Genomic DNA, 21,404 nt, shown 5'->3' with positions numbered 1-21,404 from the left:
TCCGGGGATGGGCGCAGGGTCGTTACTTGCCGCTGTAAAGGTTCAGGTCAGCGAAGTGCTTCTGCTGGACGGCGGCATAGGTGCCATTGTCGTGCAGAGCCTTGATGCCTTTGTCCAGAAGGGCCTTGAGTTCAGTGTTGCCCTTGGTGATGCCCACCGCCGTTTTCGATGGAAGCAGCTCGCTCTCGACCGGCTTGCTGACTTCAAAGTTGGCGCCTTGTGGCGACTTCAGGAAGCCCAGTTCGGCTTGCAGCATGTCCTGGATCGAAGCATCGAGGCGACCGGAGATCAAGTCCGCGTAAACCTGGTCCTGATTGGCGTAGGCCTGTGTCTCTACTCCGGCCTTGTCCAGCACGGCCTTGGCGTAGGCTTCCTGGATGGTGCCTTGCTCGTAGCCGACTTTCTTGCCCTTTAGCGTGGCCGGATCGGTGTCGATGGCGGCGCCTTTTTTGAATACCAGCCCGGTTGGGCCAGAGAACAACTCGCTGGAGAAGTCGATGACTTTTTCGCGGGCTGGTGTGGCGGTCATGGAAGAGATCACGCCGTCGAACTTGTTGGCCTTGAGGCCGGGAATCATGCCGTCGAAATCGCTTTCGACCCACTTGCACTTGACTTTCAGCTCAGCGCAAATCGCGTTGCCCAGGTCAATATCGAAGCCCACCAGGCTGCCATCGGCGGCTTTGGACTCAAACGGCGCGTAGGACGGATCGACGCCAAAGCGCAATTCCTTGTATTCCTTGGCCAGCGCGGAGCCGGCAGCCATGCAGAGAGCTAATGCGGAAAGGGTCAGAAATGTTTTTTTCATTGTTTTTATTCCTAAAGACCAACATGAGCGCTTGTGACACATGAGTGCTGTTATGGAACTCGTATGTCACTTTGGAAGAAGTAACACCCAACAGCTCGCGCTCCTGGTGAACGAGGAGGCAGAGCTCGCGGGGAAAGGAGTCTAGAAGCAAGCGAGTGCGACGATAAGACGCAAAGTGCATTAATTTGACGAATTATTGGTCATTATGACGAGTAATAGTGACCGTATGATGCGTCGACGCTAATTCGTTAGTCATGAAGAGCTGCTGCGACCGGAACAAATCGCACTGATTGCGAACCACCTCCATCACATCCACCATCGCTGTTAATGGCGGCAATCTTTGGCGTGCGTGCGGATCGCTGAAGTCGCGCGTACCCCACTGATTTGGGCCACGGCGACTCGACCAGGGTCCCTGATGCTGGGGGCGCTGCTGCTTTCGGCATACACGCAGATCGCCCTCAACTTTCAGAAGCAACAGTTAACGCCGGAATGGCCTGCACGGGCCGCAGGCGTTCAAGCATTTCACCCGTCAACACGACCTCATACGTATCCGCCGCCCTACCCCACTGCTCCACAATGACCATGCCGTCGACCAGCGCCCCCGCTAATTCGGAAATCGTATCGGCCAATTCCTCCACGATTTTTTGACTCCGCCCCCATACACGATCAGTGATCGCTTTAAGCTCAGCCGTTATGCCGTCCGACGACGCGGGATCCGTATCGGGGTAGGCGATGTTGCGTAGCAAGTGCCGTAACTCCCTTATCTTTGCGTAATCCTGTTCCGCCCCCAGCGCTCCTTTCAGGATGGCTGCCGCTTTCGACTTATCGACGGTTTTTTTTGGCGAATGTTTTGAAGCTAATGTCTGGCCCATAGCGCCAGCCAAGAGCACCACCATCCGGGCTTCCAAATACGCCTTCATCGCGTCCATCGAAGAAATGGACCGCGCCAAGGTGATGGAAGCTCCCCCTTGATGCCTCAAGTCCATGGTGACTGTCAGACTCACGCCGCCTGTTGCAAAACCCAAGGCGCGGGCTACGACGTAGTGCCCCATTTCGTGATGTGCAATCTGCAATGCATGGTCCCGCATTGCGGGAGGCATCTTGTTTGTCATTGCCATGGCCTCGCATCCCTCGATTTCGCATTCGACTACGACTGACTGTTGGTGTCCATCCTGTCGATCGCGCCTTGCTCAAGCCCAAGAAAAACCCGAGGTGTAGAAAACGGTATGCACGGTACTGAGGCTAGATCAACCATCCGCTGTGCGACATGTGCCTGTAACATACCAACCCATTGATCTGTGCCGCTGGAGACGACCCTTGCCTGACACTCGCCCGCCCGTTCTGGACGAAATCGATCGCCAATTGATTGCAGCCCTGCAGATCAATGCCCGCGAAAGCGTGGCCATGCTCGCGCGACAATTGGGCATCGCCCGCACCACCGTGACTTCGCGGCTGGCCCGGCTGGAAAAAGCCAAGGTGATCACCGGTTACGGCGTGCGTTTGGGTCAGCGTGTCGTGGATGGCGGCTTGCAGGCGTACGTCGGGATCACGGTGCAACCGCGCTCGGGCAAGGAAGTGTTGCGACGTCTCAGCGCGATGGCTCAAGTGCAGCAGTTGTGTGCAGTCAGTGGCGAATTTGATTACGTGGCGTGGCTGCGCACCGATTCACCTGAGCAGCTGGATCAGTTGCTGGATCAGATTGGCAGTGTGGATGGCGTGGAGAAGACAACTACGTCGATTATCTTGAGTAGCAAGATTGATAGGGGGCAGCCGGTTTGAGTTTTTGCCGATAGTTCTTTGGTGTCTGGGAGGGCCTAGTCGCGAGCAAACTCGGCTCCCACATTGACGGTGTGTAGCATTCCATCGTCACTCTGATCAAATAATTAGCAAAACGACGACACATTGCGTCTTATTAACGTGTTCTACGCTCTCTAGAATGGCTGCCATCTTTTCCTATACTCAGACGCGCATGCCGCGTCCGGTCGCCAGCAAGGTCAGCCATGAACAAGAAGAATCGCCATCCTGCAGACGGTAAAAAACCAGTCACCATTTTCGGTCCGGACTTTCCCTTCGCCTTCGACGACTGGATCGAGCACCCGGCCGGCCTGGGCAGCATCCCTGCGCACAACCATGGCGCCGAGGTCGCGATCGTCGGTGCCGGCATCGCAGGTCTGGTGGCCGCGTACGAATTAATGAAACTGGGCCTCAAACCCGTCGTCTACGAAGCCTCGAAAATGGGCGGCCGTCTGCGCTCCCAGGCATTCAACGGCGCTGAAGGCATCATCGCCGAGCTCGGCGGCATGCGCTTCCCCGTGTCGTCCACCGCGTTTTATCACTACGTCGATAAGCTTGGGCTGCAAACCAAACCTTTCCCGAACCCGCTGACACCTGCCTCGGGCAGCACGGTGATCGACCTCGAAGGCCAGACCCATTACGCACAGAAACTGGCGGATCTTCCTGCACTGTTCCAGGAAGTCGCCGACGCCTGGGCCGATGCACTGGAAGCCGGTTCGCAGTTCGCTGACATCCAGCAAGCAATCCGCGACCGCGATGTGCCGCGCCTCAAAGAGCTGTGGAACACCCTCGTTCCGCTGTGGGACGACCGCACCTTCTACGACTTCGTTGCCACCTCCAAAGCCTTCGCCAAGCTCTCGTTCCATCACCGCGAAGTGTTTGGTCAGGTCGGTTTCGGCACCGGCGGTTGGGACTCGGACTTCCCGAACTCGATGCTGGAAATCTTCCGTGTGGTTATGACCAACTGCGACGATCACCAACACTTGGTGGTCGGCGGCGTTGAACAAGTGCCATTGGGGATCTGGCGTCATGTGCCGGAACGTTGCGTGCACTGGCCGGAAGGCACCAGTCTCAGCTCCCTGCACAACGGCGCACCGCGTACCGGCGTGAAAAAAATTGCCCACGCCGCAGACGGTCGTTTTGCCGTCACCGATAACTGGGGCGACACCCGCGAATACGCAGCGGTGCTGACCACCTGCCAGAGTTGGCTACTGACCACCCAGATCGAATGCGACGAAACCCTGTTCTCGCAAAAAATGTGGATGGCCCTCGACCGCACCCGCTACATGCAATCGTCGAAAACTTTCGTGATGGTCGACCGGCCATTCTGGAAGGACAAGGATCCGGAAACCGGCCGCGACCTTATGAGCATGACCCTCACCGATCGCCTGACCCGCGGCACTTATCTGTTCGACAACGGCGACGACAAGCCGGGCGTGATTTGCCTGTCGTACTCGTGGATGAGCGACGCACTGAAAATGCTCCCGCAACCCGTGGAAAAACGCGTGAAACTGGCGCTGGATGCATTGAAGAAGATCTACCCGAAAGTCGACATCGCGGCGCGGATCATTGGCGACCCGATCACCGTGTCCTGGGAAGCCGACCCGCATTTCCTTGGGGCTTTCAAAGGCGCCCTGCCCGGCCACTATCGCTACAACCAGCGCATGTACGCGCACTTCATGCAGGCTGACATGCCGGCCGAGCAGCGCGGGATTTTCATCGCCGGCGACGATGTTTCGTGGACGCCTGCGTGGGTCGAAGGCGCGGTGCAGACCTCGCTCAATGCGGTGTGGGGAATCATGAAACACTTCGGCGGTGAAACTCACGCCGAGAACCCGGGTCCAGGAGATGTGTTCAACGAGATCGGTCCGATCGCCCTGTCCGAGTAAGAGGAATCCGAAATGCGCGTAGCCCTTTACCAATGTCCACCGCTGCCCCTGGATGTCGCAGGCAACCTGCAACGTCTGCATCAATTGGCGCTGGAGGCCAAGGGCGCAGATTTGCTGGTGCTGCCGGAGATGTTTTTGACCGGCTACAACATCGGCCTCGATGCCGTCAGCGTGCTGGCAGAAGTGCACAACGGTGAGTCGGCGCAGCAGATCGCGCGCATCGCCAAGACGGCCGGGATCGCCATTTTGTATGGCTACCCCGAGCGCACCGAGGATGGGCAGATCTACAACGCCGTGCAGTTGATCGACGCCAATGGCGAACGCCTGTGCAACTACCGCAAAACTCACCTGTTCGGCGACCTCGATCACTCGATGTTCAGCGCCGGACCGGATGAGTTTCCGCTGGTTGAACTCAATGGCTGGAAGCTTGGCTTCCTGATCTGCTACGACCTGGAGTTTCCGGAAAACGCCCGACGCCTGGCCCTGGCCGGCGCCGAGCTGATCCTGGTGCCGACGGCGAACATGATTCCCTACGACTTCATCGCCGACGTCACCGTCCGCGCCCGGGCCTTCGAAAACCAGTGCTATGTGGCTTACGCCAACTATTGCGGCAACGAAGGCGATATCCAGTATTGCGGCCAGAGCAGCATCGCCGCGCCAGATGGCAACCGCATCGCCCAGGCTGGCCTCGATGAAGCACTGATTGTCGGCGAGCTGGATCGTCAGTTGATGGTCGATTCCCGCGCCGCCAATCGCTACTTCCTTGATCGCCGCCCCGAGCTTTACAGCGAGCTTAACAAGCGCTGATCCATCGTTATCCGCTAGCATTGGCACTTCTCTGTTCTGGAAGTGCTCATGCCTGCGCTGAATCACCCTCGCCCTCACACTGAAACCCTGGCCAACGGCCTGCGGGTGACGCTGCGTCATGCTCCCGATTTGAAGCGCAGTGCTGCTGCGTTGCGCGTCGCGGCGGGCAGCCATGACGTGCCGGCGGCCTGGCCCGGGCTCGCGCATTTTCTCGAACACTTGCTGTTTCTCGGTACGGAGCGCTTTCCCGCAAGCCAAGGGCTGATGGCCTACGTCCAGGGTCATGGCGGTCAGGTGAATGCGCGGACGAGCGAACGCACCACGGACTACTTTTTCGAGTTACCGCCTCAGGCGTTTACCGGGGGACTGCAGCGCCTGTCGGACATGCTCGCTCATCCACGTATGAATCCGGACGATCAGCGGCGGGAACGGGAAGTGCTGCACGCAGAATTTGTTGCATGGTCTCGGGATACGACCGCTCAACAGCAATTCGCGCTGTTCGACGGTCTTTCAGCGGCGCATCCACTGCGGGCGTTTCATGCCGGCAACCGCTACAGCCTGCCGGTGCCGCAACCTGAGTTCCAGCAAGCCTTGCAGGATTTTTTTCAGCGGTTTTATCAGACCGGACAGATGACCTTGAGCCTGACCGGGCCGCAGAGCCTCGATGAGTTGAGGGCGATGGCTCAGCGCTTTAGCGCTGCTATTTCCGTAGGGGAAAAGGTTCCGCAACAAGCGCCTACATCGCTGATGGATTCTTCGGACAAAAGTTATCAACAAGCTGCAGCGCGTCGACTGGATCTGCTGTTTGCCTTCGAATCAATGCCCGATTCATCGCCCGAGGCGCTGGCGTTCCTGTGTCATTGGCTGAACGCCGCGAAACCCGGAGGCCTGCTGGCGCATTTGCGCGAGCGCGGGCTGGCTGACAGCCTGAAAGCTGCGCCGTTGTATCAGTTCGCCGGCCAGGCCTTGTTGCACATCGAGCTCACGTTGCCCGCCAAGGCGACGCCCGCCGGAATCCGCCAGCAGCTACTGGATTGGCTTGGATTCTTTGCCTCACAGCAACCCTGGGCCGGGTTGCGCGAAGAATACGCCGCCCTGCTGCAACGTCAGCAGCAAGTCAGCGGCGCCCTGCAACTGGCCCGACTGGACAGCGAACAGCGTGAAGCCGGGTTATCCGAATCAGGCATTGCAGCCCTCAAGGAAATCCTGAAACAAGTCGGCGCTGTGGATAACTTCACCGGCCAATGGCAACTGCCAACACCTAATCCGTTTTTACTCGCCGAGGCTCCGGCCTCGAGTGCCGGACTGATCCGCGGCCAGACCAGCAAACATCGAGGCCTGCGGACCTTTGCTCAGGATCGCTCACGCGGTCGTCGCGAACGTTCGCCCATGCAGTTCAGTCAGGCATTGCCGGATAACAGTGCCGAAGGTGCCGTTTACCTGCGCTGGCGTCTGGACTTGGCACCTCGCAGCAACCTTCACGCGAGCCTGGAAAACCGCCTTCAGCCGTTGCGTGAAGACGCGCGTCAGGCAGGTGTCGATTTTTCCTTCTGTGCGTCGGGCAATGAATGGCTGCTGAAAATGACCGGGTTGCAGGAGCCGATGCCGACCGTCCTCGAACACGCGCTGAAAGAACTGACAACACCTGATGCCGGCTTCTCGCAAGAAGAGCCGCCGAGCATCGCGTTGATGCCGATCCGACAGTTGCTTAAAGCCCTGCCTGATCATTGCCTTGAGCACTCCGCTGACTCGGACGATTTGATGCAGCTTTGGTCGAGCGCACGCTGGGATGGTCTGGCGACCGGCCTGTCAGCCCCGACACAAGCGGCGATGGGCCTTGCCTTGAGTCGTGTGCCTGGCACTGCGGACAATCAACTGACCCCGCCCTCCCCGATAAATGAGCAGCATCTGTGGAGCGCAGTCGATACCGGGTCCAGCGAACACGCCTTGTTGCTCTTCTGCCCAACGGCAACCGCAGACATCGCTGACGAAGCCGCCTGGCGCTTGCTGGCTCACGTCTGCCAAACGCCGTTTTACCAACGCCTGCGGGTAGAACTGCAGCTCGGCTATGCGGTATTCAGCGCCCTGCGGCAGATCCATGGGCAGACCGGGCTGCTGTTTGGCGTGCAATCACCCAGCGTCGCCCCTCTGGATCTGCTGGAACACATCGAACACTTCCTGAGCGGATTGGCCGGGATGATCGAAGACACCAATGACGAGACCTTCATCGACCAGCGCCAGGCACTGGCCGATCAATTCGATAGCGCGGCACTGCCCAATGCGCAGGCAGCCGAGCTGCTATGGCAGGGCAAACTGGCCGGCCGCTCGTCGGATTATCTGACTCAATTGCCCCAGGCCATTCTGAAGATCGACCGCGAAACGTTACTGGCCGCAGCACAACGACTGAATCAGGCCGAAGGCGGTTGGCGCTGTCTGGCTAGCGGACCGTGCCCGGCCTCGCCTTGGCAAGCGGCAAAATGATCATTACCGGTGCTGCAATTAGCTTTCTCAGAGATTCACGGCCAATCGCCCGGTAATTTTGAGTAACATAGCCACCTAACTATCTGAACATCTCCGGCTGGAGGTGGACTATATGTATAGGTCTCAACTGTCCCATCACCTGAAGGAGCGTTTCTATGTCCTGGTCCAAACCTGCTTACACCGACCTGCGTATCGGCTTTGAAGTCACCATGTACTTCGCAAGTCGCTAATCTTTTTGTAGCGCAGTGCAACGCCTCGGCTCGCCGAGGCGTTTTTATTTTCAGTTTTCGAATGATGGAGCGGCCATGTTTGTCCAGATTCTAGGTTCCGCCGCCGGCGGTGGTTTCCCCCAGTGGAACTGCAACTGCGTGAACTGCGCCGGTTTTCGCGATGGCAGCCTGAACGCCAAGGCGCGGACCCAGTCGTCCATCGCGATTTCCGATAACGGCGTGAACTGGGTGTTGTGCAACGCATCGCCGGACATCCGCGCCCAGCTCCAGAGCTTTGCCCCGATGCAGCCGGGCCGCGCCCTGCGCGATACCGGCATCAACGCGATCATCCTGATGGACAGCCAGATCGACCACACCACCGGCCTGCTCAGCCTGCGCGAAGGTTGCCCGCACCAGGTCTGGTGTACCGACATGGTCCACGAAGACCTGAGCACCGGTTTCCCGCTGTTCACCATGCTTACCCACTGGAACGGCGGGCTGACCTGGAACCAGATCGAGCTCGACCGCAGTTTCACCATCCCGGCCTGCCCAAACCTGCGCTTCACCCCGTTGCCGCTGCGCAGCGCCGCCCCGCCGTACTCGCCGCACCGTTTCAACCCACACCCGGGCGACAACATCGGCCTGATCGTCGAAGACCTCAACACAGGCGGCAAACTGTTCTACGCACCGGGCCTGGGCAAGGTCGACGCATCGCTGCTGGAGATCATGGCCGGCAGCGATTGCCTGCTGGTGGACGGCACGATGTGGGATGACGACGAAATGCAGCGCCGTGGCGTCGGCACCCGCACCGGTCGTGAAATGGGCCACCTGGCACAGAACGGCCCCGGCGGCATGCTGGAAGTGCTGGAACAACTGCCCAAGCAGCGCAAAGTGCTTATCCACATCAACAACACCAACCCGATTCTCGATGAGGATTCGCCTGAGCGTGCAGAACTGGCTCGGCGCAATGTTGAAGTGGCGTATGACGGCATGAGTATTGTGTTGTAGCGGATGGCACCATCGTCGGAACGCCGCCCGGACCAAGCTCGCTCCCACATTGGATTGGGTTACCACGCACAACCCTGTGGGAGCGAGCTTGGTCCGGGCGGCGTTCCGACGATGAGGCCAGACCAGACAACAAAGAATCCACCGGTCGTACCCGGAGAACCGAAATGACTGACACAGCAATGTCCCCCGCCGAGTTCGAAGCGGCCCTGCGCGCCAAAGGCGCCTACTACCACATCCATCACCCGTATCACGTGGCGATGTACGAAGGCCGGGCGACGCGCGAACAGATCCAGGGCTGGGTCGCCAACCGCTTCTACTATCAGGTGAACATCCCGCTCAAGGACGCCGCAATCCTCGCCAACTGCCCGGACCGCGAGATTCGTCGCGAGTGGATTCAGCGCTTGCTCGACCATGATGGTGCCCCTGGCGAAGACGGTGGCATCGAAGCCTGGCTGCGTCTGGGCCAGGCCGTCGGCCTCGACCCGGACCAGCTGCGCTCGCAGGAATTGGTGCTGCCTGGTGTGCGTTTTGCCGTCGATGCCTACGTTAACTTCGCCCGCCGTGCCAGTTGGCAGGAAGCCGCCAGCAGCTCGCTGACCGAACTGTTTGCGCCGCAGATCCACCAGTCCCGCCTGGACAGCTGGCCGCAGCATTACCCGTGGATTGATCCGGCCGGTTACGAGTATTTCCGCACGCGTCTGGGTCAGGCGCGCCGCGACGTGGAGCATGGCCTGGCGATCACTTTGCAGCACTACACGACGCGGGCCGGCCAAGAGCGCATGCTGGAAATTCTCCAGTTCAAACTGGACATTCTTTGGAGCATGCTCGATGCCATGAGCATGGCCTACGAACTGAAACGCCCGCCGTATCACAGCGTGACCGAGCAACGGGTCTGGCATAAAGGAATCACCTTATGAGTTTTGATCGCAGCAAGACCCCGGCCTGGCGTACCGGCTACCGCTTCCAGTACGAACCGGCGCAGAAAGGTCATGTGCTGCTCTACCCGGAAGGCATGATCAAACTCAACGAAAGCGCCGCGCTGATCGGCGGTTTGATCGACGGCGAGCGTGACGTCGCGGCGATCGTCGCCGAACTGGACGCACAGTTCCCCGGCGTGCCCGAGCTCGGTGACGACATCGAGCAATTCATGGAGGTCGCCCGTGCTCAGCACTGGATCGAACTTGCCTGATTGCGCGTCAGACAAGTTACCGCCCAAACCGGAAATCGGCCTACCGCTGTGGCTGCTGGCCGAGCTGACCTATCGCTGCCCGCTGCAATGTCCGTATTGCTCCAATCCGCTGGACTTCGCCGAGCAAGGCAAAGAGCTGAGCACCGAACAGTGGATCAAGGTGTTTCACGAAGCGCGGGAGATGGGCGCGGCGCAATTGGGCTTCTCCGGCGGCGAACCGCTGGTGCGTCAGGACCTCGCCGAGCTGATTGCCGAAGCGCGCAAGCTGGGTTTCTACACCAACCTGATCACCTCGGGCATCGGCCTGACCGAACAGAAAATCAGCGACTTCAAAAAGGCCGGCCTGGACCACATTCAGATCAGCTTTCAGGCCAGCGACGAGCAAGTGAACAACTTGCTGGCTGGGTCGAAAAAGGCCTTCGCGCAGAAGCTGGAAATGGCCCGCGCGGTGAAAGCCCATGGTTATCCGATGGTGCTGAACTTCGTGACCCATCGGCACAACATCGACAAGATCGACCGGATCATCGAGCTGTGCATCGCCCTTGAGGCGGACTTTGTGGAACTCGCCACGTGCCAGTTTTACGGGTGGGCACAGCTCAATCGGGTCGGTCTGTTGCCGACCAAGGAACAACTGGTCCGCGCCGAACGCATCACCAACGAATACCGCGCCAAACTGGAAGCCGAAGGGCATCCGTGCAAGCTGATTTTCGTCACCCCGGACTATTACGAAGAGCGCCCGAAAGCCTGTATGAACGGTTGGGGCAGTATCTTTCTGACCGTCACGCCGGACGGAACCGCCCTGCCGTGTCACGGTGCCCGACAGATGCCGGTGCAGTTTCCCAATGTGCGCGACCACAGCATGCAACACATCTGGTACGACTCGTTCGGCTTCAACCGCTTTCGCGGTTACGACTGGATGCCCGAGCCCTGCCGTTCCTGCGACGAGAAAGAAAAAGACTTCGGCGGCTGTCGCTGCCAGGCATTCATGCTCACGGGGGACGCGAGCAACGCCGACCCGGTGTGCAGCAAGTCGGAACATCACGGCGTGATTCTCAAGGCCCGCGAAGAAGCCGAGCACGCGACCCAGACCATTGAACAACTGGCCTTTCGCAATGAACGAAACTCACGACTCATCGCTAAAAGCTGAACCCTTCAGCGCTGCCAAGGCTGTTGCGGCCGGCATCGACTTCGCCGAGTTGCAGGTCGGCCCACATGGCTTGTTCTGGAACGAGTACCGCCCCGAGGATGCCGCCTGCCGAATCTGGCATTGGCGAGGCGGCCAGGCTCATTGCATGACACCCGCGGGTTTCAGTGTGCGCAGTCGCGTGTACGAATACGGCGGCGGCGCGTTCTGTCTGACCGATGACGGGATAGTGTTCGTCAACGAGGCGGACCAACAGCTGTATCGACAGTCGCTGGTCGGCGAGACACCTGAGTTGCTGAGCTCAGGCGACTGCCGATACGGCGACCTTCAGTTCTCAAACGGGCAGGTATTGGCGGTTGAAGAAAACCGCGATCGGCATCGTCTGGTGGCTATCGATGTGGCTGACGGGGTACGTCATCTGCTGGCCGAAGGCGCTGATTTCTATGCCGCGCCGACGTTGAGTCCCGATGCACAACGATTGGCATGGATCGAATGGAGCCGCCCGGATCAGCCATGGACCGCGACTCGCCTGATGGTTGCCGAACGCCAGAACGATGGCCGTTTTGCTCTGCCGCGTTGCGTGGCGGGCGAAGACGCTGAGGAATCACTGCAACAACCTAGGTTCGATGCAAGCAGTCGTCTGTTTTGCCTGACTGATCGCGGCGGCTACTGGCAGCCTTGGGTGGAATCGGCAGAAGGTTTGAGTCCGCTGCCGAGTGCCGCAGCGGATCATGGGCCGGCGCCGTGGCAGCTGGGTGGCAGCACCTGGTTGCCGCTGAGCGAAGGCCGCTATCTGGCGAGCTGGACCGAAGACGGGTTTGGCAAACTGGGGCTTTGTGGTGATGCCGGTGAAGATTTCACGGGCGATTACAGCCGCTTCCGCTCTCTCGCACTGGATAAGCAGTTCATTTACTGCATCGCTGCTTCGCCAGTCAGTTCGTCGGCAGTCATTGCCATCGACCGCCAGACCCGGCAGGTCAAAACACTGGCTGGCGGTATTGCACCGTTGCCTGCCGAACAGATCAGCGTCCCGCAAACCCTGCGCTACCCGAGCGGTTCGGGCGAGGCACACGGCTTCTTCTATCCTGCAATGACCAGTGACGCAAAACCGCCTCTGGTGGTGTTCATCCACGGCGGCCCGACTTCGGCCTGCTACCCCATGCTCGATCCGCGTATCCAGTACTGGGCGCAACGCGGCTTCGCCGTGGCCGACCTCAACTACCGTGGCAGCAGTGGCTATGGCCGGGCTTATCGGCAAGCGCTGCATTTGAGCTGGGGTGGAGTGGATGTGGAAGACGCTTGCGCAGTCGTCGCTCATCTTGCCGATCGCGGACTGATCGACGGCAACCAGGCGTTTATTCGCGGTGGCAGTGCCGGTGGTTACACCACCCTGTGCGCATTGGCCTTTCACAACGTCTTTCGCGCCGGCGCCAGCCTGTATGGCGTCAGTGACCCTGTGGCGCTGGGCCGGACGACTCACAAGTTCGAAGGCGATTATCTGGATTGGCTGATCGGCGACCCGGTGCAGGATGCCGAACGCTATGCCGCACGAACGCCGTTGCTGCATGCGGGCAACATTAGTGTTCCGGTGATTTTCTTTCAGGGTGAACTGGACGCCGTGGTGGTGCCGCAACAGACCCGCGACATGGTCACGGCGCTACAGGACAACGGTATTCTGGTTGAAGCGCATTACTACGCCGACGAACGCCATGGCTTTCGCAAGGCCGGTAATCAGGCCCACGCGCTGGAGCAGGAGTGGTTGTTTTATCGAAGGGTGATGGCGTTGGCGGACTGAGATCACAGTGTTTCATTCGCGGGCAAGCCTTGCCCACGAATGCAATCTATCTGACACCGCGAAACTTAGCGTTTGGCGATGATATACACCGCATGCACGATCCCGGGGATGTAACCGCATAGCGTCAGCAGAATATTCAGCCAAAACGCCCCGGCGAAACCGACTTGCAGAAACACACCCAGTGGCGGCAACAGAATGGCGATGATGATGCGAATGAAGTCCATGGGGTCAGCTCCTGATTTGAAGTTGGCTCGTGTGAGCCCTACAGCTAATCGACCTTTGCCGTTCGTCAGGGTTCAGTGCCATTACGTCCCAGGGTGAAACCTTTCCGGCGAAATCCTCAGACAAAAAAACGCCCCACGCCAAAAGAATCAGGCATGGGGCGATGCGTTATACCGCGAGACGGTTCGGGAATTCGTGTAGGGCGGGTCTGATCAGACGGCAATCCCTTTGCGGCACTGCAGTTGCGCAGTGCGCACGCGAGAGAAGGCGCGGGCCAGGCGCAGGAGCATTTTGTCGATGTTGGTTTTGCTGACGGTCAGGGCCGGGGTAAAGCGCAGGCAATCGGGCTGCGGAGCGTTGAGCAGCAAGCCTTCGTACAACGCCGCTTTGACGACGGCGTCAGCCGATTCGTCGGACAAGGTAAGACCCCATAACAGTCCTTGCCCGCGCAACTCGCCGTGACCATAGCGATGGGATAAACGCTGCAGACCTTCGCTCAGGTACTGACCGATTTCCCCCACATGATCGAGAAACCCCTTGTCCTGCACACTGTCGAGGACGGCAAGACCGGCAGCCGTCATCAGTGCATTGCCATGATGAGTGCCTGTCACTTCGCCGACCTCGAAACAGCAGGCCTTGCCCCGCGCCAGCAACGCCGCCAATGGCACGCCACCGCCCAGCCCTTTGCCGAGAACGACGATATCTGCCCGCACGCCGTAGGATTGTTCGGCGAGTAAAGTGCCACAACGCCCTAAACCGGTTTGCACTTCGTCGAAGATCAGCAGAATGCCCAGCTCACGGCACAGGCGCTCGACGCCTTTGAGGTAATGCTCGGTGGCCGGTATCACCCCGGCTTCGCTCTGGATTGGTTCGAGCATGATCGCCACGGTCTGGGCGTCGACGGCCGTATGCAAGGCCGCAAGATCATTGAACGGCACGTGACTGAAGCCCGGAAGCAATGGCTCGAATCGGTTAGTCAAATTCGAACTGTCCGACGCCGAAATCGTCCCCAGACTACGACCGTGGCAACCGTTGTTGGCCACGATGATCCGCGAAGCGCCGCCGCGATGCCGTTGGCCCCATTTGCGCGCCAGTTTGATCGCCGCTTCACAGGCTTCGCTGCCACTGTTGAGCAGGTACGCCTGATCACTGCCGGTGCGGGAGCACAGTCGCTCAGCAAGATTGAGCATGCTGCGGTTATGCAAGCCGAAACCGGGGTTGATCAGCGACTGAGCCTGCGCCGCGATGGCGTTGACCAGAACCGAAGGACTGTGTCCGAGGCTATTGGCCCCGCCACCCTGTGAGAAATCCAGATAAGCGCGGTCATCGCTGTCCCACAACCATGAGCCCTGGCCGCGCACGAATATCTGTTTCGGTCGCTCGACACTGGGCATCAGGCACTCGCTGGAAAGATTGTCGCCTTTGGACGGCAAGAAGGTGCCCACCGTCAGGTCATCAAGACTCGGAGAATTGCGCCGCAAGCTGAACAAGTTCATCTGATCAAACCTCGTGCGAGGTTTTTTGCCTTACCTATGTAAACACCATCGAAGCAAACGGTATTCATCGCGCTCTGTGGCCCTGTAAGCCTTGTGAATGCGGTTAGACTAGGCTCAGCCAAGGCCTTGAGCCATTTCGATTTCCCAGTATTTTCGATAAGCACACCTTATGGATTTCAAGCAACTGCGTTATTTCGTCGCGGTCTACGAAGAAGGCCATGTGGGCCGGGCTGCCGAGCGGCTTTCAATCTCCCAACCGGCGCTGTCCCAGCAGATCCGCCACCTCGAGCAAAACCTCGATGTGAGCCTGTTCGAACGCAGCAGCAAACGGCTGCTGCCAACCCTTGCTGCTCATACGTTGTACAACCATGCCCTGCCCTTGCTGGATGGATTGCAGCGGGCACGGGAAGCCTTGGGCAACTTCAAGGGCCAGGCACTGCGCACACTAGCCATCGGTGTATTGCAGACCGTCCATACCAGCCTGGTGCCGCAGATGCTCGAACGCGTGCGCAAGGCGCAGCCGCATTTGGTGGTGCAGATCTATGAACTGACGGGACTGGAAATCGAGCGGCGCTTGCTCAACGGCTCTCTGGACATCGGCATCAGTTACCTGCCGCCTCGTCAGCCGGGGTTGCACGGCGTAATGCTGTACGAAGACGAGCTGACCCTGGTCATCCCGGCGGATCACCCGTTGCGCGAATTCAAGAAAGTCTCGATGAGTCAGGCCGCCGAATTGCCGATGTTGCTGCTGGGTGAAGAGTTTCAAGTACGGCAGATCTGGCAGGCGCAATTGGCCAATCTGGGACGACGTCCGCAGGTACAGGCCGAACTGAACAACATGGCGGGGATTCTCGACAGCCTGCCGCACACGCGACTGGCGACGGTGTTGCCCGGGCGCTCGCAACAGGCACACGGCAACAAGGAACTGTTGTGGAAACCACTGAGCGAGCCGCGGGTGCCGCTGAAAGTCGGTTTGGTATGTCGGGATGTGCAGCGACAACAGGCCTCGCTGGCCTTGTTGCGTACGTTGCTGGAAGAAGTGATGAATGGCTCGGATGGGCGGTTGATCAGCCCGGCAACACTGGATGAGATGAGCTGAGCACTTTTCTGCAGGCAAAAGAAAACCCCGCCGAAGCGGGGCTTTGCAGACTGTTTCCCTGACATCCATTTCACTCCGCCGTCCTGGCAGAATCCTACGTGTCCGTGTTGTTGCTTTGCGCTTCCTGCGCGACGTCCATGTGAAGTAGATTAGCTGTGGATCCAATCTGCATCTATGGGAGAAGAGCAGCACGTCATGTAAGAGAATGCTTACATGACGTTACATTGTCAGAACTGGCCTGCATCCAGCAGGAACAACGACTCGCTGCCGGCCTTCACCGACGCGCTCAACGAGTGAATACGCGGCAGTAGACGTGCGAAATAGAAGCGCGCCGTGCCCAACTTGCTCGCGTAGAAATCGTCCTGCGCTTCTTTGCCAAAAGCGGCCTTGGCCATCAGTGCCCACATATAGGCATACGCCACGTAACCAAATGCTTGCAGATACTCGACCGAGGCGGCGCCGATTTCGTTCGGGTTGTTCTTCGCCCGATCCAGCAACCAGGCGGTCAGTTCGTCGAGGGTGGTCACCGCATCGTTCAGCGGCTTGGTGAACTCGGCCAGGTCAGCGCTGGCGGTCGCGGTGAAATGACGGATCTCGTCAGCGAACAGGTTGTAGAACGCCCCGCCGGTGCCGACGATCTTGCGTCCTACCAGATCCAGCGCCTGAATGCCGTTGGTGCCTTCGTAGATCTGGGTGATGCGCACGTCGCGCACCAGTTGCTCCTGGCCCCACTCACGGATGTAACCGTGGCCGCCGAAAACCTGCTGGCCGTGAATCGTGGTTTCCAACCCGAGGTCGGTGAGGAACGCCTTGGCCACCGGGGTCAGCAAGGCCACCAGATCTTCCGCGCGTTTGCGGGTCGTGGCATCTTCGCTGAACTTGGCGGTGTCCAGTTGCATGGCCACGTACGTCGAGAAGGCACGACCGCCTTCGTTCGAGGCTTTCATGGTCAGCAGCATGCGACGCACGTCCGGGTGGACGATGATCGGGTCAGCGACCTTGTCCTTGTTCTGCGCGCCGGTCGGCGAACGGCTTTGCAGACGGTCGCGGGCGTACTCGACGGCGTTCTGGTACGAGCGCTCGCCGGTCGCCAGGCCCTGGATGCCAACACCCAGGCGTTCGTAATTCATCATGGTGAACATCGCGGCCAGACCTTTGTTCGGCTCGCCGACCAGGTAACCGACCGCTTCGTCAAAGTTCATCACACAGGTCGCGGAGGCCTGGATGCCCATTTTGTGTTCGATCGAACCGCAGTTCGCTGGATTACGCGTGCCCAGGCTGCCATCGGCCTTGACCATGAACTTCGGCACCAGGAACAGCGAAATGCCTTTCGGCCCCGCCGGTGCGTCCGGCAGCTTGGCGAGCACCAAATGAATGATGTTCTCGGTCAGGTCATGCTCACCGCCAGTGATGAAGATCTTGGTACCGCTGACTTTGTAGGAACCGTCGGCCTGAGGGTCGGCTTTGGTGCGGATGATCCCCAGGTCAGTACCGGCGTGCGGCTCGGTCAGGCACATGGAGCCGGCCCAGACGCCGGCGTACATGTTCGGCAAGTACGCGGCTTTCAGCTCTTCGCTGGCGTGGGCGTTGATCGACAGGCAGGCGCCGGCGGTCAGCATCGGGTACAGACCGAACGACAAGCTGGCGGAGTTGACCATTTCTTCGACCTGCGCCGAAACAGCCTTGGGCATGCCCATGCCGCCGTAGGTCGGATCGCCGCCGACACCGACCCAACCGCCTTCAGCGTAAGTCTGATAAGCCTGTGGGAAACCTGCCGGCGTGGTGACGGCACCGTCCGCCCAATGGCAACCTTCTTCGTCAGCCGCACGGCTCAGGGGCGCGATGCTTTTGCTGGTGACCTTGCCCGCTTCTTCAAGAATGGCTTCGACCGTTTCAGCATCGACAGTCTCGGCCAGCGCTGGCAGCTCGGCCCATAGTTTGGCGACCTCGAAAACTTCATTAAGGACGAAGCGCATATCGCGCAGGGGCGCTTTGTAGTCAGCCATGGCAAACCTCGCAAGATCTAAACAGGTGATTCGTAGGAGTGGTGCTTTCGTTGGGTTTGAGTGTAACCCAACAACTTTTACGACACATAGGGTCAGCTCATGACCGTTTTGTTATTTTTAGTCACCGAAAGGCAAGCCATTAAAGAAGCCCGCAACTAGGCGGGCTCTTTTGTCGACTTGGAAAACTATAGTCCGAATAACTCTGCAGGCAGCTTCATCAAGCAATCGCTACCCGCCTCGATGGCCGCCCGATGAGCCGCCGTGCGTGGCAACAATCGCTTGAAGTAAAACTCGCTGGTCGCCAGTTTTGCCTGGCAGTAATCGGCCTCGCCGCTGCCCGAATCGAGCTGCGCCTGAGCGACCAGCGCCATGCGCAGCCACAGATAGCCAAGGATGATGTAACCGCTGTACATCAGGTAATCCACCGAAGCCGCGCCGACTTCATCCGGATTTTTCATCGCGGCCATGCCAACCTTGGTGGTCACCTCTCCCCACTGCAGATTCAGGTCGTTAAGCTGCGCCACGTAGCTCGCAAGTTGCGGATGTCCGGCGTTTGCCGCGCAGAACTTGTGAACGATTTTGGTGAACCCGCGCAGCAATTTCCCTTGGCTGCCGAGGACTTTTCTTCCGAGCAAGTCCAGCGCCTGAATGCCGTTGGTGCCTTCATAGATCGGTGCGATCCGGCAGTCACGAACCAACTGCTCCATGCCCCACTCGCGGATGAAACCGTGACCACCGAACACCTGCATGCCGTGGTTGGTCACTTCCAGTCCGGTATCGGTCATGAAGGCTTTGCAGATCGGCGTGAGAAACGCCAGCAGGTCTTCGGCATCCTGACGCGCCGTTTCATCCGGGCTCAGATGCGCCACGTCCAGCAACTGCGCGGTGAAATAAGTCAGCGCCCGATTGCCTTCGTTGAACGCCTTCATGGTCAGCAACATCCTGCGCACGTCAGGATGAACAATGATCGGATCGGCGGCTTTTTCCGGTGCTTTCGGGCCGGTCAGCGCGCGCATTTGCAGTCGATCATTGGCGTACTTGATCGCGCCTTGAAAGCTCGCCTCCCCGAGACATAAACCCTGCATGCCGGTGCCCAGACGAGCATGGTTCATCATGGTGAACATGCAGTTCAGACCCTTGTTCGGCTCACCGATCAAGAAGCCCTTGGCGTCGTCGAAGTTCAGCACGCAGGTGGCCGAGGCCTTGATGCCCATTTTGTGTTCGATGGAACCGCAGGAAACGCCGTTGCGCTCGCCCGCCTCACCCTCGGCATTGGGTAGGAATTTTGGAACGATAAACAGCGAAATGCCTTTGGTGCCGGCCGGCGCGTCCGGCAGTTTCGCCAGCACCAAGTGAATGATGTTTTCACTCATGTCGTGCTCGCCGGCGGAGATGAAAATCTTGCTGCCGGAAATCGCATAGTTGCCGTCGGCCGCAGGCACGGCGCGGGTTTTGATGATGCCCAGGTCAGTGCCGCAATGGGCTTCGGTCAGGCACATGGTGCCCGTCCATTGGCCAGCGGTGAGCTTGCTCAGGTAAGTCTGTTTCTGTTCTTCAGTGCCATGGGCGTGGATTGCCGACATCGCGCCGTGAGTCAGGCCGGGGTACATGCCCCAGGAGGTGTTGCTGGAGCCAACCATTTCGCTGATGACCAGCCCCAGCGAACTCGGCAAACCCTGGCCTCCGTAAACCGGATCAGCCGCCAGACCGTGCCAGCCACCTTCAACGTATTGTGCGAAGGCCTGTTTGAAGCCTGTAGGCGTAGTCACCACGCCGTTGTCGAAATGGCAGCCTTCCTCATCGCCGCTACGGTTCAGCGGTGCGAGAACGTTCTCACAGAATTTCGCACCTTCTTCGAGGATTGCATTGACCATGTCCGGGCTGGCATCGGTGGCGCCCAGCGCGGCGTAGTTGCTGTGAAAATCGAAGACGTGGTCGATCAGAAAGCGCATGTCGCGCAGGGGAGCTTTGTACTCAGGCATGGTCATTTCTCTGGCAGCAGATTCCCCAAACCTACTGCCGCGCGCCCGGCCTCACAATCACAGTCCAGACGCTGAATGCGCCATCATCACTCATTCAGTAGCGGCGTCCATGCGCACCGCGCCACGACGGGTCTGACCGAACGCCACCACACAGTTGCGCCCCGCCCCCTTGGCACTGTAGAGCGCCTCGTCCGCGGACTTGAGCACTTTTTCGGGGGTGCGTTGCTCCAGTCGTTCGGCCACGCCGATGCTGACGGTGACCGACACACTGGAGGCGCCCGAGCCTGCGCGACGTTGACGACCTTGCTGGTCATCCTGAGGACGGCTGTCCTGATTGCGCAGCTGAATGTTGTAGGTGGCGATGGACTCGCGGATGACTTCCAGGTGCGGCATACACTCTTCGAGGGTCTTGCCTGCGAATACCAGGGCGAATTCCTCGCCGCCGTAGCGATACGCCCTACCGCCACCACCGATTTTCGACAGCTTGCTGGCGACCAGTCGCAGCACCTGGTCGCCGACATCGTGACCGTGGGTGTCATTGAATTTCTTGAAGTGATCGACGTCGCTCATCGCCAGCACATAATTGCGCCCCAATCGCTGCATCCGCTCGTTCAAGGCGCGGCGGCCCGGCAGTCCGGTAAGTTCGTCGCGGAAGGCCATTTGATAGGCTTCATGGGCGACCGCTGCGGCAATCATCAACATCACCTGACTGCACATGATGTTCAGGGTGAACGGCAGGATGAATGTTTTCGGCAGTGCCCAGAACAACCCGAGCAAACCCACCAGTTGGGCGGCGTGCAAGGGTCTGGGGTTACGCCAGTATTGCCAGCTCAGCAGCAAGAACGAAGCGATGAACACCGGATACGACAGCTGGATCAGGCTCATCCACGCGCCATGCAACGCTGGCCAGCGAATTTCCGAGAGCCACATCAACAGCGCTTGTGGGTAACTTTGTTCGAGACCGAGCGCGACGCTACCGAACGCCAGCAACACAGCGAACCGCGCCACCATGTCTTGAAACAAATGAGTGCGTTCCTGCCACGCGGCGAAGATGCCGAACAGCAGCGGCAACAGCAGACAACACAAATGGAACACCACGGCTGCGTCTTCACGAACCTTGCCGTTGTCGCGGTAATAGTCAGTCTGGGTGTCGAGCAGGAAGTAGGCGATGTACACCGTGACCATCAGAAACAGCTCACGCTGACGTCGGTAAACCGCGCAGTAAGCACCGCCGAGCAACAACACCAGGGTTGGCAGTACGTTGAACAGCGAGGTGAAAAAGACGTTCAGATCCTTGATGTAGGCAGCCGCAAGCCCAGCGAGCAATAGCAGTAATGACGGTAGGAAATGACTGAAACGCACAGCGGAAGAACGCGGCAAGGGGTAGAACTCCGACCCGTCAGAACAATTGATGGCATTGTGCCTTGCTACTGTAACGGCAGAAGCCCTGACTTGCTGAGTGGTTTGCCGAGTTTTTT

18 protein-coding genes are annotated in these 21,404 nt (G+C 59.2%); 11 read left to right on the top strand and 7 right to left on the bottom strand.

All coding sequences use genetic code 11. The features are described from left to right. Positions 1-22 precede the first annotated feature (22 nt). Entirely contained in the window at positions 23-805 is a 783-nt protein-coding gene (locus MO767_RS19345; protein ID WP_282481816.1) for a transporter substrate-binding domain-containing protein, read from the bottom strand. Between the two features lie 458 nt (positions 806-1,263). Beyond that, positions 1,264-1,917, bottom strand: coding sequence for a peptidase M41 (locus MO767_RS19340; RefSeq protein ID WP_134421228.1), 654 nt, complete (start codon positions 1,915-1,917; stop codon positions 1,264-1,266). 205 nt (positions 1,918-2,122) lie between these two features. Here MO767_RS19340 and MO767_RS19335 point away from each other — a divergent pair, with 205 nt between their 5' ends. From MO767_RS19335 to MO767_RS19290, 10 genes are all read left to right on the top strand, one after another. Continuing rightward, on the top strand, positions 2,123-2,584 hold the full coding sequence (locus MO767_RS19335; protein ID WP_007980298.1) for an Lrp/AsnC family transcriptional regulator: 462 nt from the start codon (positions 2,123-2,125) through the stop codon (positions 2,582-2,584). Between the two features lie 221 nt (positions 2,585-2,805). Continuing rightward, positions 2,806-4,488 (top strand): NAD(P)/FAD-dependent oxidoreductase, encoded by a 1,683-nt coding sequence (locus tag MO767_RS19330; protein ID WP_282481815.1) that lies wholly within the window; start codon positions 2,806-2,808, stop codon positions 4,486-4,488. Between the two features lie 12 nt (positions 4,489-4,500). Continuing rightward, a complete protein-coding gene (locus MO767_RS19325; RefSeq protein ID WP_282481814.1) occupies positions 4,501-5,295 on the top strand; it encodes a carbon-nitrogen hydrolase family protein in 795 nt (264 codons plus the stop codon). Between the two features lie 48 nt (positions 5,296-5,343). Then, on the top strand, positions 5,344-7,776 hold the full coding sequence (pqqF, locus tag MO767_RS19320) for a pyrroloquinoline quinone biosynthesis protein PqqF (RefSeq protein ID WP_282481813.1): 2,433 nt from the start codon (positions 5,344-5,346) through the stop codon (positions 7,774-7,776). A gap of 155 nt (positions 7,777-7,931) precedes the next feature. Next, positions 7,932-8,006: a pyrroloquinoline quinone precursor peptide PqqA gene (gene pqqA, locus MO767_RS19315; RefSeq protein WP_009045898.1), complete on the top strand. Its 75-nt coding sequence runs from the start codon at positions 7,932-7,934 to the stop codon at positions 8,004-8,006. A 75-nt stretch (positions 8,007-8,081) separates the two neighbouring features. Continuing rightward, positions 8,082-8,993 (top strand): pyrroloquinoline quinone biosynthesis protein PqqB, encoded by a 912-nt coding sequence (pqqB, locus tag MO767_RS19310; protein WP_282481812.1) that lies wholly within the window; start codon positions 8,082-8,084, stop codon positions 8,991-8,993. Positions 8,994-9,157: 164 nt separating this feature from the next. Beyond that, on the top strand, positions 9,158-9,910 hold the full coding sequence (gene pqqC, locus MO767_RS19305; protein ID WP_095127200.1) for a pyrroloquinoline-quinone synthase PqqC: 753 nt from the start codon (positions 9,158-9,160) through the stop codon (positions 9,908-9,910). Continuing rightward, on the top strand, positions 9,907-10,182 hold the full coding sequence (gene pqqD, locus MO767_RS19300; protein ID WP_282481811.1) for a pyrroloquinoline quinone biosynthesis peptide chaperone PqqD: 276 nt from the start codon (positions 9,907-9,909) through the stop codon (positions 10,180-10,182). Before pqqC ends, pqqD begins: the two co-directional genes overlap by 4 nt. After that, entirely contained in the window at positions 10,175-11,329 is a 1,155-nt protein-coding gene (gene pqqE / locus MO767_RS19295) for a pyrroloquinoline quinone biosynthesis protein PqqE (RefSeq protein ID WP_282481854.1), read from the top strand. The genes pqqD and pqqE overlap by 8 nt, the downstream gene beginning before the upstream one ends. Beyond that, positions 11,295-13,121, top strand: coding sequence for a S9 family peptidase (locus MO767_RS19290; RefSeq protein ID WP_282481810.1), 1,827 nt, complete (start codon positions 11,295-11,297; stop codon positions 13,119-13,121). Before pqqE ends, MO767_RS19290 begins: the two co-directional genes overlap by 35 nt. A gap of 65 nt (positions 13,122-13,186) precedes the next feature. Here the strand turns inward: MO767_RS19290 and MO767_RS19285 are convergent, their stop codons facing one another. Further along, positions 13,187-13,345 carry a YqaE/Pmp3 family membrane protein gene (locus MO767_RS19285; RefSeq protein ID WP_007904205.1) on the bottom strand — a complete coding sequence of 53 codons (159 nt, stop codon included), beginning with the start codon at positions 13,343-13,345 and terminating at the stop codon, positions 13,187-13,189. 210 nt (positions 13,346-13,555) lie between these two features. Continuing rightward, complete coding sequence (locus MO767_RS19280; RefSeq protein WP_282481809.1) at positions 13,556-14,839, bottom strand: aminotransferase class III-fold pyridoxal phosphate-dependent enzyme; 1,284 nt, start codon at positions 14,837-14,839, stop codon at positions 13,556-13,558. A gap of 169 nt (positions 14,840-15,008) precedes the next feature. Between MO767_RS19280 and MO767_RS19275 the strand changes: the two genes are divergently transcribed. Next, positions 15,009-15,938, top strand: a complete 930-nt coding sequence (locus tag MO767_RS19275) for a LysR family transcriptional regulator (protein ID WP_282481808.1) — start codon at positions 15,009-15,011, stop codon at positions 15,936-15,938. Between the two features lie 227 nt (positions 15,939-16,165). Here the strand turns inward: MO767_RS19275 and MO767_RS19270 are convergent, their stop codons facing one another. The 3 genes from MO767_RS19270 to MO767_RS19260 all read right to left on the bottom strand — a co-directional run bounded on the left by MO767_RS19270 (position 16,166) and on the right by MO767_RS19260 (position 21,306). Next, positions 16,166-17,944, bottom strand: coding sequence for an acyl-CoA dehydrogenase C-terminal domain-containing protein (locus MO767_RS19270; protein ID WP_282481807.1), 1,779 nt, complete (start codon positions 17,942-17,944; stop codon positions 16,166-16,168). A 185-nt stretch (positions 17,945-18,129) separates the two neighbouring features. After that, positions 18,130-19,926, bottom strand: a complete 1,797-nt coding sequence (locus MO767_RS19265; RefSeq protein WP_282481806.1) for an acyl-CoA dehydrogenase C-terminal domain-containing protein — start codon at positions 19,924-19,926, stop codon at positions 18,130-18,132. A 90-nt stretch (positions 19,927-20,016) separates the two neighbouring features. Further along, a complete protein-coding gene (locus MO767_RS19260; protein ID WP_282481805.1) occupies positions 20,017-21,306 on the bottom strand; it encodes a GGDEF domain-containing protein in 1,290 nt (429 codons plus the stop codon). Positions 21,307-21,404 lie beyond the last annotated feature (98 nt).

The sequence above is a fragment of the Pseudomonas sp. UYIF39 genome, assembly GCF_029963765.1.
GTDB lineage: Bacteria > Pseudomonadota > Gammaproteobacteria > Pseudomonadales > Pseudomonadaceae > Aquipseudomonas.
Note: the sequence above shows the minus strand (reverse complement) of the source record. Positions and strands in the feature narration are given on the sequence as shown.

Bases quoted from the DNA above. Each gene is read 5' to 3' on its own strand.
- pqqB (WP_282481812.1), top strand. From the start codon at position 8,082: ATGTTTGTCCAGATTCTAGGTTCCGCCGCCGGCGGTGGTTTCCCCCAG.
- MO767_RS19325 (WP_282481814.1), top strand. From the start codon at position 4,501: ATGCGCGTAGCCCTTTACCAATGTCCACCGCTGCCCCTGGATGTCGCA.
- MO767_RS19270 (WP_282481807.1), bottom strand. From the start codon at position 17,944: ATGGCTGACTACAAAGCGCCCCTGCGCGATATGCGCTTCGTCCTTAAT.
- MO767_RS19330 (WP_282481815.1), top strand. From the start codon at position 2,806: ATGAACAAGAAGAATCGCCATCCTGCAGACGGTAAAAAACCAGTCACC.
- MO767_RS19290 (WP_282481810.1), top strand. From the start codon at position 11,295: ATGAACGAAACTCACGACTCATCGCTAAAAGCTGAACCCTTCAGCGCT.
- MO767_RS19345 (WP_282481816.1), bottom strand. From the start codon at position 805: ATGAAAAAAACATTTCTGACCCTTTCCGCATTAGCTCTCTGCATGGCT.
- MO767_RS19275 (WP_282481808.1), top strand. From the start codon at position 15,009: ATGGATTTCAAGCAACTGCGTTATTTCGTCGCGGTCTACGAAGAAGGC.
- pqqC (WP_095127200.1), top strand. From the start codon at position 9,158: ATGACTGACACAGCAATGTCCCCCGCCGAGTTCGAAGCGGCCCTGCGC.
- pqqF (WP_282481813.1), top strand. From the start codon at position 5,344: ATGCCTGCGCTGAATCACCCTCGCCCTCACACTGAAACCCTGGCCAAC.
- MO767_RS19265 (WP_282481806.1), bottom strand. From the start codon at position 19,926: ATGCCTGAGTACAAAGCTCCCCTGCGCGACATGCGCTTTCTGATCGAC.
- MO767_RS19285 (WP_007904205.1), bottom strand. From the start codon at position 13,345: ATGGACTTCATTCGCATCATCATCGCCATTCTGTTGCCGCCACTGGGT.
- MO767_RS19280 (WP_282481809.1), bottom strand. From the start codon at position 14,839: ATGAACTTGTTCAGCTTGCGGCGCAATTCTCCGAGTCTTGATGACCTG.
- MO767_RS19340 (WP_134421228.1), bottom strand. From the start codon at position 1,917: ATGACAAACAAGATGCCTCCCGCAATGCGGGACCATGCATTGCAGATT.
- pqqD (WP_282481811.1), top strand. From the start codon at position 9,907: ATGAGTTTTGATCGCAGCAAGACCCCGGCCTGGCGTACCGGCTACCGC.